At 57.5% G+C, this 14,476-nt stretch carries 15 protein-coding genes and 1 pseudogene; 7 read left to right on the forward strand and 9 right to left on the reverse strand.

Translation table 11 applies throughout. The features are described from left to right. Positions 1–265 precede the first annotated feature (265 nt). Positions 266–876, reverse strand: a pseudogene (locus tag BUB69_RS03965) (substrate-binding domain-containing protein); the annotation flags it as partial. A 320-nt stretch (positions 877–1,196) separates the two neighbouring features. On the opposite strand from BUB69_RS03965, the gene BUB69_RS03970 reads away from it, so the two are divergent. Genes BUB69_RS03970 through BUB69_RS03980 form a run of 3 tightly spaced genes read left to right on the forward strand, consistent with a single transcriptional unit; the run spans position 1,197 to position 4,273 of the window. Beyond that, the gene (locus tag BUB69_RS03970) at positions 1,197–2,120 is read left to right on the forward strand and encodes a TIM barrel protein (RefSeq protein ID WP_073162574.1); all 924 of its coding nucleotides are present in this window, start codon (positions 1,197–1,199) and stop codon (positions 2,118–2,120) included. Positions 2,121–2,140: 20 nt separating this feature from the next. Then, entirely contained in the window at positions 2,141–3,310 is a 1,170-nt protein-coding gene (locus BUB69_RS03975; RefSeq protein ID WP_073162577.1) for a Gfo/Idh/MocA family protein, read from the forward strand. A gap of 60 nt (positions 3,311–3,370) precedes the next feature. Next, positions 3,371–4,273, forward strand: coding sequence for a sugar phosphate isomerase/epimerase family protein (locus BUB69_RS03980; protein WP_073162579.1), 903 nt, complete (start codon positions 3,371–3,373; stop codon positions 4,271–4,273). A 273-nt stretch (positions 4,274–4,546) separates the two neighbouring features. On the opposite strand, the gene BUB69_RS03985 is transcribed toward BUB69_RS03980, so the two are convergent. Next, a complete protein-coding gene (locus BUB69_RS03985; protein ID WP_073162581.1) occupies positions 4,547–5,416 on the reverse strand; it encodes an NmrA/HSCARG family protein in 870 nt (289 codons plus the stop codon). Between the two features lie 34 nt (positions 5,417–5,450). Next, positions 5,451–6,386 (reverse strand): NADP-dependent oxidoreductase, encoded by a 936-nt coding sequence (locus tag BUB69_RS03990; protein WP_073162584.1) that lies wholly within the window; start codon positions 6,384–6,386, stop codon positions 5,451–5,453. 101 nt (positions 6,387–6,487) lie between these two features. Here BUB69_RS03990 and BUB69_RS03995 point away from each other — a divergent pair, with 101 nt between their 5' ends. Further along, on the forward strand, positions 6,488–7,363 hold the full coding sequence (locus tag BUB69_RS03995; protein WP_073162586.1) for a LysR family transcriptional regulator: 876 nt from the start codon (positions 6,488–6,490) through the stop codon (positions 7,361–7,363). A 41-nt stretch (positions 7,364–7,404) separates the two neighbouring features. Here BUB69_RS03995 and BUB69_RS04000 read toward each other — a convergent pair whose 3' ends face one another. Beyond that, positions 7,405–7,935 (reverse strand): hypothetical protein, encoded by a 531-nt coding sequence (locus BUB69_RS04000; RefSeq protein WP_073162588.1) that lies wholly within the window; start codon positions 7,933–7,935, stop codon positions 7,405–7,407. Positions 7,936–8,234: 299 nt separating this feature from the next. Here BUB69_RS04000 and BUB69_RS04005 point away from each other — a divergent pair, with 299 nt between their 5' ends. Next, on the forward strand, positions 8,235–8,867 hold the full coding sequence (locus tag BUB69_RS04005; RefSeq protein WP_073162591.1) for an SMI1/KNR4 family protein: 633 nt from the start codon (positions 8,235–8,237) through the stop codon (positions 8,865–8,867). 37 nt (positions 8,868–8,904) lie between these two features. Beyond that, positions 8,905–9,510, forward strand: a complete 606-nt coding sequence (locus BUB69_RS04010) for a DMP19 family protein (protein ID WP_073162593.1) — start codon at positions 8,905–8,907, stop codon at positions 9,508–9,510. A 144-nt stretch (positions 9,511–9,654) separates the two neighbouring features. Here the strand turns inward: BUB69_RS04010 and BUB69_RS04015 are convergent, their stop codons facing one another. From BUB69_RS04015 to BUB69_RS04025, 3 genes are all read right to left on the reverse strand, one after another. After that, on the reverse strand, positions 9,655–10,911 hold the full coding sequence (locus BUB69_RS04015) for a DUF4303 domain-containing protein (protein ID WP_073162595.1): 1,257 nt from the start codon (positions 10,909–10,911) through the stop codon (positions 9,655–9,657). A 27-nt stretch (positions 10,912–10,938) separates the two neighbouring features. Next, positions 10,939–11,292 carry a hypothetical protein gene (locus BUB69_RS04020; protein ID WP_073162597.1) on the reverse strand — a complete coding sequence of 118 codons (354 nt, stop codon included), beginning with the start codon at positions 11,290–11,292 and terminating at the stop codon, positions 10,939–10,941. 85 nt (positions 11,293–11,377) lie between these two features. Next, a complete protein-coding gene (locus BUB69_RS04025) occupies positions 11,378–11,794 on the reverse strand; it encodes an immunity 22 family protein (RefSeq protein ID WP_073162599.1) in 417 nt (138 codons plus the stop codon). 156 nt (positions 11,795–11,950) lie between these two features. Here BUB69_RS04025 and BUB69_RS04030 point away from each other — a divergent pair, with 156 nt between their 5' ends. Further along, a complete protein-coding gene (locus BUB69_RS04030) occupies positions 11,951–13,207 on the forward strand; it encodes a M20/M25/M40 family metallo-hydrolase (RefSeq protein WP_175561647.1) in 1,257 nt (418 codons plus the stop codon). 49 nt (positions 13,208–13,256) lie between these two features. On the opposite strand, the gene BUB69_RS04035 is transcribed toward BUB69_RS04030, so the two are convergent. Both BUB69_RS04035 and BUB69_RS04040 read right to left on the reverse strand, forming a co-directional pair. Beyond that, positions 13,257–13,529, reverse strand: coding sequence for a hypothetical protein (locus BUB69_RS04035; RefSeq protein ID WP_073162601.1), 273 nt, complete (start codon positions 13,527–13,529; stop codon positions 13,257–13,259). Positions 13,530–13,634: 105 nt separating this feature from the next. Next, positions 13,635–14,456 carry a hypothetical protein gene (locus BUB69_RS04040; protein ID WP_073162603.1) on the reverse strand — a complete coding sequence of 274 codons (822 nt, stop codon included), beginning with the start codon at positions 14,454–14,456 and terminating at the stop codon, positions 13,635–13,637. Positions 14,457–14,476: the final 20 nt, after the last annotated feature.

Raw genomic sequence — 14,476 nt, forward strand, 5'->3', positions numbered from 1 at the left:
GCGCCACCAAATCCATCTATGGCATTACACTGAACTCCATCAACGGCTAAAGCGGAACGCAGTTAGGATCCCCAATCTCGATCGCCCGTGCATGATTTGCGAATGGGGGCAAAACTGGGGGCAAACAAAAGTTTTATCGACCTGAAAACACCGCCCTAGAGCCCAGTCAAAATGTTTTTTGGGGATCCGGACAGTCTCTGAATCAAGCCGCGCAGCGCTTAATTCCGCCTCGCCGCCGTGTATTTCTAACGAGCAGCGCAACGCGTCATGTAGAAGGCTGCGGGTCACTGCCCGCCCTGCCCCAGAATTCTTCGGCAGACTGGCTAAGAATTGCCCTTGGGCGGGTCAGATGAATTTCCAGGGGTATATCCCAGCTTTCGTCGAGCGCTCTGACTAAGCGTCCATCCAGGATTTCTTGCTCGGTGAGGCTCTTGGGCAGCCACCCCACTCCTTTGCTTTCCAAAGCCATGGACATGAGTACCGCTGCCAGGTGGCTGCTGAAAAGTGGTTTGAGCTGGAGGTAATCTTCCTTGCCACGCAATCTGTGGGCGACGATACGCCCCAGTCCAGACTCATGGGTGTAAGCGAGGTATGGCAATGCCGCAGGATAGGTGCCGAAGTTAGTGGATGCACTCGTGAGGGGAACGAGAACGTCCTCGCCCACTTTCTCGCTGGTGAACTGATCAGGCGTCAGTAAAGGCGGAACTTCGGGATGGCGGTGGTAGAGCAGAAACTGAACCTGATCATGTATCAGCATCTGCTCACAAACAGCCATGCTATCTGAGTGCAGTTGCACAGCCTCAATTGAGGCACCGTTTTCTGAGCTTCAAAGCCATTTCGGAAAAATGTAAATGACAGGGAATGAGTCGCTGCGAACGCGGCCGTTACCACTTTGGAAAACTCCATTGCACACACCACGACCTATCAAAAGGCTGGGGCTGACGCGATTTAACGTGTCGGAATAAAGGACTTCCAACATCTGGAGGCACTCGCCTCACCTCTTTCCGTGCCGATCATGCTGATCAATCATGCAAACCCAGGACGATTCACCTCTGACATGTTTTGACATCATGCTTCGAGATCATGAGAGGTTTTGACAGAGTTATCCGACGTGCCGTAGCCGTGCTCCATCCCCCTGAAATAGCATCGTCACAGGCTAAACAGCCCACTCATAATAAAAACACCGGAGTGTATCGATGACCATCCACATCTCTACGGCACCCTGCTGCTGGGGCGTCGACGATGTCAAAAACCCTTATCTGCCTCCCTGGCGCGACGTACTCGGCGAAGCCAGCGAAGCGGGCTATTGCGGCATTGAGCTAGGCCCCTATGGTTATCTACCGCTTGACCCAACCGTGGTGGCAGCAGCCCTTGGCGAAAATCGCCTGCACGTGGTCGCGGGGACGATTTTTGATGACCTGGTCACCCCGGCAAACCTGCCGTCGCTGCTGAGTCAAACCCGCGATATCTGCCAACTGCTTAAGCAACTGCCGCCCATCGACAAGGAGCCCGGACAGCGCTTTGCTGGGCCTTATCTGGTGATCATCGACTGGGGACATGAGGACCGTGACTACGCCGCCGGTCATTCAGAGCTGGCTGAACGCCTGGATGCTGGCGCATGGCAAACCATGATGGAGCACATCCGGGCCATCTGCCATATCGCCTGGCATGACTACGGCATTCGCCCGGTTATTCACCCGCACGCCGGCGGCTACATCGAGTTTGCCGACGAACTGGCGCGGCTGGTCGAGGACATTCCCGACGACGTTGCCGGGCTCTGCCTGGACACCGGGCACCTCTACTACGCGGGTATGGACCCGGCGGCGTCTTTGCGTGCTTACGCCGATCGGCTGGATTACATCCATTTCAAAGACATCGACCAAAGCGTGTTTGACGCAGTGATGAAGCTGCGCATCAGGTTCTTCGACGCCTGCGCCAGGGGCGTCATGTGCCCCATCGGACGCGGCGTGATTGATTATCCGAACCTGTACCGGCTTATCCAAACCTTGGGCTATGAGGGCTACATCACCGTCGAGCAGGAACGCGACCCTCGAAACGCCAATGGCAGCCTGGAAGATGTCCGATCCAGCCGCATGCACCTGGCAACTGTCGGATTCTGACCCCACACGAGGCACACCCCATGATCAACGGCAGCAAACGTATCTCCCAACCTATCCGCTGGGCCATGGTCGGCGGCGGCGGTCAGAGCCAGATCGGCTACATCCACCGCTGCGCCGCACTGCGTGACAACACCTTCGTGCTGGTGGCGGGCGCATTCGATATCGATGCAGCGCGTGGCCGCGAATTCGGCGAGCAACTGGGGGTCGATCCCGAACGCTGTTACGCCGATTACCTGAGCCTCTTCGAACAGGAAGCCCAACGGGCAGACGGCATCCAAGCGGTGTCGATCGCCACCCCCAATGGTACGCACTACGCCATCACCAAAGCAGCGCTGGAAGCCGGGCTGCACGTGGTGTGTGAAAAGCCGCTGTGTTTCACGATTGAGCAGGCCGAAACCCTGCGTGAACTTGCGCGCGCACATAAGCGCATCGTCGGGGTGACCTACGGCTATGCTGGCCATCAACTGATCGAACAAGCGCGGGAAATGATCGCCGCCGGGGAGCTGGGCGACGTGCGCATGGTGCACATGCAGTTCGCCCACGGTTTCCATAGTGCGCCGGTGGAGGCCCAGAGCCAGGCCACGCAATGGCGTGTCGACCCTCGTCAAGCGGGGCCCAGCTACGTGCTGGGTGATGTCGGAACACACCCGCTCTACCTATCGAAAGTGATGTTGCCTGACCTGAAAATCAAACGCCTGATGTGCAGCCGGCAGAGCTTCGTCGCCAGCCGCGCGCCCTTGGAAGACAACGCGTACACCTTGATGGAATACGAAGGTGGCGCGATGGGCATGGTGTGGTCGAGCGCGGTCAATGCAGGCTCCATGCACGGCCAGAAAATCCGCGTCATCGGCTCTCGCGCCAGCCTCGAATGGTGGGATGAACGCCCTAACCAATTGAGCTTCGAGATCCAAGGGCAGCCCGTGCAAATACTGGAGCGCGGCATGGGCTACCTGCATCCCGATGCACTGCTCGACGATCGCATTGGCGGTGGCCATCCCGAAGGCCTGTTCGAAGCCTGGGCCAATCTCTACTACCGCTTTGCCCTGGCCATGGATGCGACTGACCGCGACGATGCCCAGGCCCTAAGCGCAGTGCGCTACCCGGGCATCGACGCGGGCATCGAAGGGGTGCGATGGGTCGAGCGCTGCGTGCTGTCGGCCGACAACGACTCCGCCTGGGTCGTCTATTAAGGCCCTGCCCTGCTGCTGCCATCCGTTTACACCGAACAGAACAACGACCGGAGAACAACAATGAAAATCGCCCTGGACCCCTACATGCACCGCCACTTGAGCCTGCCGGACCTGTGCCGCAAAACCGCCGAACTCGGCTACGAATACATAGAGCTGTCGCCCCGTGACGACTTTCTACCCTGGTGGGTTCGACCACGCGCCCACAAGGAGCGCATCACCGAGTTCAAGAAAGCCCTGCGCGACCACAATGTGCAACTCGCCTCATTGCTGCCCATGTACCGCTGGGCCAGCCCCCATGAGGATGAACGTCGCGCTGCGGTCAATTACTGGAAAGAAGCGATACAGATCGCCGTGGAGATGGGTTGCACTACCATGAATTCGGAGTTCGGCCGTGGCCCCTCGCCTGATCGTGGGCACAAGGTCAGTTGCTGCGGCGGCGCCCACAGCCATGAATCCAGCGAAGCCGCCTGGTGGCGTTCCATGGAAGAACTGGTGCCGGAGTTTGAAAAGGAAGGCGTGACCCTCAACGTCGAGCCCCATCCCGAGGATTGGTGCGAGACGCTGCACCCGGCGCTGGATATGCTTAAAACCATCGATTCGAACAACGTGAAGTTCTTGTACTGCACGCCGCACACCTTTTACTTCGGTGATGACATGGCGCAGATGATCGCAGACGCGGGCTCGATGATCGCTCACGTTCACATTGCCGACACCTACAACCACAAGGCTTCGTCAGGCTTGCGCTATATCGTCAATCCGCCTGGGGCGAAAGTGACAGTGCATCAACACATGGACATGCATCAGGGCGAAATCGACTGGGATGTATTTTTCAGTGCCCTGGCGAAAACCGGCTTCGACGGCATCGTCACCGCGTGCGTATTCGGTTGGGAGGAGCGCGCTGACGCCTCCGGGCGATTCATGCGCCAGGAGATCCAGACCTACGTCGACAAGTACTTCAAGTAAGGAGTAATCGACACTTCACATGAACGGGCGGGTTCAACCTCGCCCGTACTGTGAGCTTGCGGCTTTCGAGGTTGTTCAGCGGTAGCGCGACTCACACCCAACGAAGGCCATCAATGAAACCGCATCGCGCAACGCACCCTTCTTGGATTGGCAACACGATCCTGTCCAACGCGCCGGTACTCAACCAACTGTTGAAGTTCAACCCGGCCAACGCCGCAGGGATCTGGGGACGACTCACTCACCAGGTAGCGATTCGCCCCCCAGTCATGACTGTCAGGCCTGCGCAATGGCCTCCCTGACGAACTGTTCATAGGTACGCAGTGGATGCCCGATGATGGCCTCTAACCGAGCCACTGTGCCGTCGGCTGTCTGCATGCCATACGTCTGAATACCCGCCATCATCAGGCGCATGTCGTAAGCCAGCCAGCCCGGACCGTACGAGGCCAATTGACCTTCGAAGGCCGCCACATCATCACCACCGTAAACGATCTCGCGACCCAGGGATGCACTCCAGGTTTTTGCCACGGATGCCCCCGTCAGTGCTTGCGGCCCAACCAATTCCAGCATTAAACGATCAAGAGCAGATGAGGCTTTGTCGCGTCGCAGCAGTTCTGCCACAGCGACATCGGCAATGTCGCGCGCATCAATCATTGATACACCGGCCGAGCCAATCGGCATCGGGTACACCGCGTAGTTCTGAATCGTCTGCTGAACCATCAGGTCGTTTTGCATGAAGTAAGCAGGACGCAAAATGGTTGCGGGGATGTCGAGGCTTTCGATCATGCGTTCAACAGTATGTTTACCGGTGAAGTGCGGAACATTGGTGAACGTGTCGGCATGAATGACCGACAGGTACACGATACGTTCGATCCCGGCTTCCTGAGCGAGGTTCAGCGTGATCAGGGCTTGCGTCACCTCATCGGGCGTCACGGCGTTAAGCAGGAACAGCGTACGCACCGAAGACAGCGCGACGCGCATCGATGCTACATCGGTGAGGTCGGCAACCACCTGAGTGACACCGGCCGGGAATTCGCGCCTACCCGATTGGCGGACGAGGGCTTTAACCTCGGCGCCTGCGCTGGCAAGGCCCTGAGTGACAAGAGAACCAATGGTGCCCGTGGCGCCAATAACGAGAATGCTCATGTTTGAATCTCCTGCAACAGATAGTGGGTGTGAATTAGCGGGAGAAGTCCGCTACGACTTTGCCGGTTCCTGAAGTGCTTCGATTACCTTCGATGGCCTCCGGGATGTCATTGAAGCCAACGACCTTGCCGATCCTGGACCTCAGCGCGCCGCTGGCGACTTCCTGGGCCAGCGTCTCCAGCAACACGGGGTCAGGCTTGTGCATAAACCAGAGGCTCCGGCGATTGGCCGGCGTGCGCGCCAGGATGTCGGGAGATGAGGTGCCAACGATCACGCCGTTTTCCGCCAACACCTGCCACGACCGATCCAGTACCTCGCCCCCGACGTAGTCGAGCACCAGGTCAATATCGTGGACGATGTCCTCGAAACGTTGGGATCGGTAGTCAATAACGTGGGCCGCACCCAAGCTGCGTACGTAATCCAGGTCAGCAGTGCCTGCGGTCGCAAAGACTTCGGCGCCAGCTCGCCTGGCGTACTGCACGGCGTAGGCGCCAAGTGCACCCGCCGCGCCGTGAATGAGGATTCGCTGACCTGGGTCAATCGGCCCTGCGTGATGAAGGCTCTTCCAGGAGGCCACGGCGGCGACCGGTATTGCGGCAGCCTGGATGTCTTCCAGGTTTTCAGGCGTCAGGGAAAGACTCGCTTCACTAACGGTCACGAATTCGGCGTACGCGCCCAGCCCACCTACCGCGCCCATGACCCGATCGCCAACACGCAAGCGACTTGCGCCGGGACCGACTGCCTCAACGACGCCCGCCATTTCGGCACCGAGGACGATGGGCATAGGCAGTGGGAAGGCATTTCGCACATAGCCTTCACGCACCTTCCAATCAATACCGTTCACGCCGGCGGCTCGAACGCGGACAAGAACCTGGCCTTGTTCGGGCTCATGTTTTTCGATCTCGGCCACTTGCGCGGCGTGCGTGCCGCCGTAGGCACGAATCAGTACAGCGCGTTGCATAGTGCTCATTGCAATTGTCCGTCTTGAGTGCGATGACAACAAAATAAGCTGTTGCACAGGCAAAGCACAGACGACAAAATCCAGACACTTCGTTTCAAAAATGGAACACCATGAACCTGAACGCGCTGATCGATTTCATACTCGTCGCCACGAATGAGGGGCTGGGGAAGGCAAGCCGTGCGAGCGGTATTTCCAAAGCTACCTTATCGCGGCGAATCGCCGACCTGGAGGAACAGCTGGGCGTAAGGCTGATTGAGCGCAGTGCTCGCGGCTTGAAGCTCACTGAAGCCGGCGAAAGTCTGATGGCACGCACAGAAGGTCCGTTGGGCGAGGTGGCCGAGGCCATGACGGCGGCCCGTGAGGGGTTATCGACACCTCGCGGATGCTTACGTGTTGCCTCCCCCGTGCTGTTCTCCCAGCTTGCGATGGGCCGCATTGGCGTCGAATTCTGTAACGCGTACCCAGAGGTTGAAATCGAAGTCGTGGCAGAGGATCGCTTGGTTGACCTCGTCGAGGAACATTATGACGTCGCCATTCGGATCAACCCGAGCCCAGACAGCCGCTTGGTGGGCCGCTGCTTCGCCAAGGACAGGCTGGTGGTTGTGGCGGCGCCTGAAGTACCCAAGCCTATGCCCGGCGTAATCAGACCAGTGCCCAGTATCGTAACGTCGACTTTTCAGCCCGGGCACTGGAGTCTTGATGGTGGACAGTTAATCCTGGAGCCGGTCCCGAAGCTGCGGTTCTCTTCGCTACTGATGGTTCGTGATGCGGCTATCGCAGGCGGTGGGGCGGCCCTGATCCCACAGTCCATCGCATGGAACCAGCTTGCCCGTGGCGAGTTGGTTCAATGGGGCACGGTATCGGGCGTAGAACCCGAGCTCTGGGTCCTGCATACATCCAGGCGACTTGCTGCGCCAAAGGTTCGCGCTTTCGTCGACTTCATGTGTGCGAAATATCCGGATAGGTCTTTGGCGCTAGAGGGTTAGAGGACCGGCACGAGGGCATGCTCCATTCGGCCGTTCGCCCATCAATAATAATCGTCCCAGTTTTCAACGGGAGGCGTGCGGGTCGTGCAGGGTTCATATCGTGTGTAGTATCCCAGATAGGCCTTATCCAGCGGACTCATCGTGAGGGTCTCCTTGTCCTTCAGATCCCCTGTGTACATCGTGCGCCTGAAATACCGGCGTCTGGCCTTGGGGTCGGCGTTATCGCAGGACTCGGCTACTTCGATGTATAGCCCGGTCAAGTACTCGGCCGTAAAGTCGAGCGAACCGCTAGTGGAAAATTCACCTTTGAAAACAGGGAATTTTTTATAGGTTGAACAACTCTTTCCACCACCGCCCAATGTCGGGATGCTCAGGCAAAAAAACCTATCGCCGGCGGGCACAAGCTGGTGGATTTTTATTGCAGTATTGGCAAGTGGTTCGCCGTTGTCATCGACCACGCGCACGGTAAGATGCAAAGGCTTGCGCAATCGATGCTCTTCCGTGTCCGACATGCATCCGTTCAGAGACAGTGTCAGTACGGCGATGGTGGCCAAGAGGGGCAGTAGTTTCATGTGTGCTGTGGTCTTCCATGGAGGATTCCATCCCGGATAGCCGTGCCGTTTCCTTTAATGCACCCAGGTTAAACATGCGGCATTGTTACATGTTCTACGGATCGCTGCTTTAACGTTAGAGTGTCGGGCTTTTGGCAACGAACGGCTTCCAGCCAACGTTGGTCATGGGACTGAGCCCTGTGAATTTACCGCTCTGGCCGGTGGCAGTGATTATTCGGCGACAACGGTTTCCGGCCTAAAGGGTCTTCGGCCAGTCTGCTCATCCACCCCTTATCGTGAAGCAAAGCCAGGACGCTGAAATGGAAGCCACTTTTCAAACGCTCGCACTCAAGCTCGGCATTGAGCTGCCGGAACGTTTTTCAGCACTGATCGCCATGGCGCAATCGGACAAAGGAACCATGCGCAGTGCCTATGACTTGTTTTGGCTGGATGCCGACGAGGCCGAGCGCGAAATTGATGAGTGGCTCAATCCGGATGACCAACAAGGTCGGACGTTCCTGCCTTTCGCAGACAATGGTAGCGGAGAGTCTCACTGCTTCGTGCGGCTGGAAAATGGGGCGACGGGTATTGCGCAAGCACTGCACTACGGGCAGATGACGAGCCTTGCCCATGCCGACATATCGTCATGGGTGGCGAGCCACTATGTGCGCGTCGCAGCCAACCTGTCCCGGCTGACACATCAAACAGAGATGGGCGCAGCACTCATCCATGAGGTGCAATTGCTGCATCCGGCATTGCTGCCAGCAGACCGTGCGCTGCTGGCCGACCTTTTTTCCCGACCCTGTGTGACCATGGCATTCAAGGACGGCCCCAAGAGCGTCTCGAAAACGGTCAATGCTTTCATTTCTCAAACCGAAGAGAAGTCATTGCTGCAAAGGCTCGAACATCCAGACCCTATCGAATTCGCAGTACTGCGTGACTGGATGCGCTGAATACGCCTTGCATTTGCAGAACAACAACGGAGTGCCCATGAGCGAAAAACAACCCTGCCGAATTTGCGAAAATTTGATATTGGCAACCACAGCTGCGCGCAACGACGGGATGTGCATGCCCTGCAAGGGCGGCTATCGGGAGCGTATCGAGGATGGCAAACTCCGGGCCGACGAGCACAGGCGTTACCTCGCCAGCCCGCAAGCGCTGTATTGGAACGCGCTGGTCAACCGCGTCTACAGCACTCCCGAAGGTTTTTCGGGCCTGGCACCGGCAGAACAGCGCTATTACGCCGTCAGCGTATTACAGGGCGAGGTCTACAATGGCGGATTCGACCAGTACTTCGGCAACTCTTCGGGGGAGCACTACGCCGATGCTTGCGCGGGTCTCCTCGAACTGGGCGCGACGCAAACGCTGGCGCTGTTGGAAGAGGCCAGGCGTCTGCTGTTCGGTACCCAGCCCGTGCCTAGCGACCAGGGCTTACGCCAGTTGAGCATGCCCACCTATGCAGACCAGCCGGACCTTGAGTGCGAAGCCGCGCTGGATGCCCTCGACACGCAATTTTATCGAAACACCGAACAACTCGACGAGCGCTTACTAAAGTATGCCCGCGAGCACCGCTTGTTCGACATGGAGGCTGATTGACCATCAGCCCTGCCGCCAGAGACTCATTACCCAGGAGACACCTGACATGGACGTTCCCTGGCATAAATTGAAAAGCAACGCCAGGTTCGCCGTAAGTGCCCCGCTCGCCCTCTTGCAAAACATCCAGCGTGCGTTTCGTCACGATTAAACAACCACTAGCGTCTGCATAGCTTCCAGGCCAATGCCCGCGAGGTAACGCACCTGCTCATCGGTATCCTGTGTTGCCCGGCGTAGCCCCTTGACTGCCCGAAGCGCGTCTTCGGGCAGCAGGCCACGGTTGTTCAATCCACTCACGGCATGACGACGAATGGCTACGTGGGGTGAAGACAGGCCGCGTAAGGCTTCGCTGACGTCGACAGGGGTGATATCGATTCTGCCGCAGGCGTCTTCAAGGGTTTCTTCAACTGCGGCCCGAAGTTCGGGGCGCTGATCAAGTAGCCGCTCAAGGGATCTGTAATTCAGCACCGGGGGCTGCACGCTTCGCCAACGGAAACCGTCAAAGTTAGCGCAAAGACCAGCGACTGCGACATCGGGCGCTTGCTGCATAAGCCAGTCGACATCCTGAAGGTAACCCAGGGCCTTCGCACACCAGTTGCGTGTCGGCTGCTCACTGGCTTCGATCGCCTGTCGGCGCAAGGCCTGGATGACGGGCTCATCAGCAATGCCGACCAGCCCGAGAATGCGGGCTGCAGGTGTCGGTTCCCTATGCCCGTTGAGCTGTTCGATAAGCGCCGCCTGTGCAGGACGGCCGTTGGCAATCAGCCAGCGCTCTGCGTCTTCCCCGGAAACGCCGTGAGAACCATGCAGGCGGCTGACGTAGAACGCGGCCTGCTCGGCGTACGGCAAGGCAGAGACTGTGCGCAGGGTGTTTTCAATGGCCCGTTCGACAGGGAAATTATCCTCGAACTGCTGGCGGGTCATGCTGCGCCGGGCCAGGGCGATATCACCCGCAAAGTCATGGAAAATCACCACGAAGCCAGGCGTTACACCGGGATGCTGATTGAAATGTCTGCCCAGCGCCCTGGCGGCACGGCTAACCGTGACCAGAAAGCGTCGCTCGGCCGCTTGCCATTGGCGCGGGCCAAGGCGATTGGCATGGGCTTGCAGCTCATCGTCAAGCGGCGTGAACCGCTTAGCTGCGCAGATTTCCCAATCCCAGCGCCAGTCCGCCGGGTTCCACTTCACCGAACTGAAGCTTTCATCTTTCTCATCGGGGTAGTCTTCGCTGAGTGCATGCAGGCTGTTTGCGGCAAAGCTGGGCAGCGACAGAACCGCCTCTTCTTCCCGGTAGCAGGCATGAAACGCTGCGGCGTACAAAGGGCTGCCCCCTTCATCGAGCAGTGTTTGCAATGTATGTCTGGCGGCGTCGAACAGCGCCTGTTCCAGAGCTTTCCAATTCATCGTTCAGGTCCTTGCTGACAAGTGGGTTCAGCCGAGCAGGTCGATCATGCCCTCAAGAGTGCTTTCCAGACGGGCCAATTCGATGTGCGTGCCATCGCCATATTCGGCAGTGCGCAGCGCACATTCAATAATCACCCTGAGCCCCAGAGGTGCCCGGTGGCCGGGGTATTTTCGCAGTTTGAGTTCGACCCGGGTCGGGCTCAGCCAGGTGCTGAGGTCTGCTGACCACAGACGATCCTCGAAGCCGAACACCACGTTCCCGTTTTGGGTATTAATGATTTCCGGCGGGAACAGCCAGTGCGTGTTGCCTGCTTCCCAAGGGAGCGCCTGGACTTGATAGCGACCATCTGGAGACAAGGACAGTATTTCAACGTCGCTCATTACGTTTCCTTGCCATTCAGTCATTGGTCGCCTGAGTGATGTCCGTCACAGTCTCCGGCGTCCATAGAGCAAATCAGTCCCGTGCTCAGTTCCCTTCGAACAGCCCCAGATAGCGTAAACCGTTGTAACTGTTTTCCGGCGGGATGCTGAGTACGCCATCGCCGTCGGTGTACCAGAACGTCGCGTTGGCCTCAGTAATGCCTAACGCTGCGCAGGCAGCCCTGGCCCTCGCCCAGTCACTCACATCAATGGGAGCGTCTTGCAGGATTTCCTCAACCGCGACCAATTTATCGCGCCGTTTAATGATGCCGATAAAATCTTCGTCATACCACCTGACACCCACATCCTTACAGAACCCACAGATCCGATATTCGGGGTCATCAAAGCCATCTTCCGTGGAATAATCCAGTTCGAAATATTTTTGATAGTCGCTTTCTGGCGAAAAGTTAGTGCCTACCCACACATGAACCTTGTCATAGTTTTCCAAATCGTACGTTTCCATTGAATGTCCCCCTTGTACGCACGCGCCATGATAAATGCCTGTCGCACTCAACGCATCGGTGCGCTTTCCGACGGCACCCTGCATTTTTCGGGTGCACAGCGCCTCGCGAGTGGTTAGGGTACTTTGAATAAATCCAATCTGTTCAAGGACTCACTCATGCCGTTGATGTTTTCGCGTTCTGCCCACCCTCGCGCGCTGCTGCTTGCTGTCACGCTGGGAGTGAGCGCCCTCGCTCAGGCTGCGGCTCCCGATGCACGGGTTCAATCGGCATCCGAGCAATACAAAGAACCTGCGCTCAAGTTGCTGGAGCAACTGGTCAACATAGATTCCGGATCGGGTTACGAGCCAGGTTTGACTCAGGTGAGTGCGATCGTCATTGATGAGTTGAAAAAGCTCGGCGCGACCATTGAAACCGTACCCAATACTGCACCTGACAAGAGCAGCCACGTGGTTGCAACCTTCAAAGGCACAGGTAAAGCGAAAATATTGCTGATGGCGCACATGGATACGGTGTTCAAGGAAGGCTCGGCCGCAGCCCGTCCTTTCCATATCAAGGACGGCCGCGCTTACGGCCCTGGGGTGATGGACGACAAAGGCGGAATTGTCGCGGGCATCTACGCGCTGCAGATTCTGAAAAACCTGAACTTTACTGACTACGCGCAGATCACCTTCCTGCTGGACGCCAGCGAAGAAACGGGTTCGGTCGCCGCGACCGAGCTGATCAAGACAACCGCCAAACAACATGACGTAACGTTGAATCTGGAACCAGGCCGTCCAGCCGATGGCCTGGTCGTGTGGCGCAAAGGCAGTGCCACCGCAGAGGTTCAGGTCAAGGGCAAAGCCTCACATGCCGGTGTCGCGCCAGAGCTGGGACGCAACGCGGCCATGGAAGCTGCCCATCAGATCCTGCAGCTGGGACAGCTGGGTGATGCCGAGAAGAAAACCACCATCAACTTCACCACCATCAATGCCGGTGACCGGACGAACGTCATTCCTGATCAAGCCATTGCCAAGGCCGATGTTCGTGCAGCGGTGCCTGAAGAGTTCGACCGCATCGAAAAGGACCTTGCGCGAGTCTCGGCAGACAAGCTGATCCCGGAAACCGAAGTCTCGACTCGCCTGATTCGCGGACTGCCACCTATGCCGCAAACCGCGGAAACCGACCGGCTCGTGAACATCGCTCAGGGTATCTATGGCGAACTGGGGCGCAAATTGACCATCGAAGGCAGCGGCGGCGCAGCCGATGCAAGTCTGGCGGCGAGTGTTGGTGTCCCCACGCTTGACGGCTTCGGCATCGTCGGCGGCAACATTCATACCCCCGAAGAATACGCCGAAGTCGAAAGTGTCTCGCCCCGTATTTACCTGCTGACGCGCATGATCATGGAGCTCTCTGGCACCCCATCCAAACAGTAATTGACGGACGTTGGCGCCGGGGCCTTGCGAACAGTGAAGCGCCCCGCCGCTACCAGTCGCCGCGCCACCGTTCGAGAAATTCAGTGTCTCTGGACAGACCGACTTTTTCACCTAATTGGTATAAAACTTCCATCAGGGACTCGCGCTCTACCGTTTCAATCCCGTCTTCAAACTGGTTGATGTGCAGCATCGCGCCTTCGAACAGCGGTAGCGCGCGATCACCCGCATCAGGGCCCTGCCCTCGCATCTGGGCAAGGCTATAAACGCCCTCATCCACTTCAACAACGAGCACAGCATCATCAACCCACTTGATTGTTTTCACTGCCCAGACGCCTCTTTTTTAACAGGTCAACCGTCCGGTTGAGTCACCCGCTTTGCCTCTTCCATGATTCGGTCAATCACGTTGCCCGACAACGCAGCTCAAGTATCAGGTTTTAGTCATCGCCCTTTTCGCAGCCTCGGCTTTGAGCGCTTTGGTTTTACCGTGCTCTGCCAGCAGCGCCAGCGTGTGCTTACTGGCCTTGGGATGGTTGAGCAGATATTCGTGAAGCCATTTGTTGCCGGCCCGAATGAGTTGCAAGACAACCGCTGGGTCGTTGTAGTCCTCTTCGAAGCGCATCATCTGGTCTTCCAGTCGATAATGATCTTCAGCCGTTTGCTCAGAAGTGTCCTGGGTGAAAATCTGCACCCGTAGCTCATCGTGCTCCAGCACGTGCACAAACAAGAACACGGTGGTAACGAAGGTCAGGTATTGACGATTGGTCGCGGTTTGCGGAAGGTAAACTTGTGAGCAAAAATGGAACAGTTGCCCGTTACAGGTAGGAATGCTGGCTTGCGATGCGTTCCACTTGGGTGGGCGACGCAGAAAGAGAATGTCTTTCTTTTTGATCATGTCAACGCAGACCGGCCGAGCATCTTCCCCCTTGCGGCTGTACATCACTTCTTCATTCTGTGAGAGAGGATGATAAATCAGTGTTCCGCTGCTCAGTTGCCTCTCTATGACCAGGTAGTGAACTCGCCATAATTCGCCGTATTCGGGGTGGACTTCACCCGTGTGGACGGTGCCGCCAAACAGGTAGAGTTCCCTGTCAATCTGGCTGCCCAGCATCTCCAGGTCGGCCTGCGCGAGTGTTATCCGCTCAATAAACACAGCCTGGTTACCGTGTATGTCTGGCCAGGGAATATCCAGCACCGGATCCTGGCCGTGCATGTTTACCGCGATCATGAATGCTTCAGGCGCTTTACTCACATTGTCGACCTTTCCCGAGG

The sequence above is a fragment of the Pseudomonas asturiensis genome (assembly GCF_900143095.1).
In the GTDB taxonomy this organism is placed as follows: domain Bacteria; phylum Pseudomonadota; class Gammaproteobacteria; order Pseudomonadales; family Pseudomonadaceae; genus Aquipseudomonas; species Aquipseudomonas asturiensis.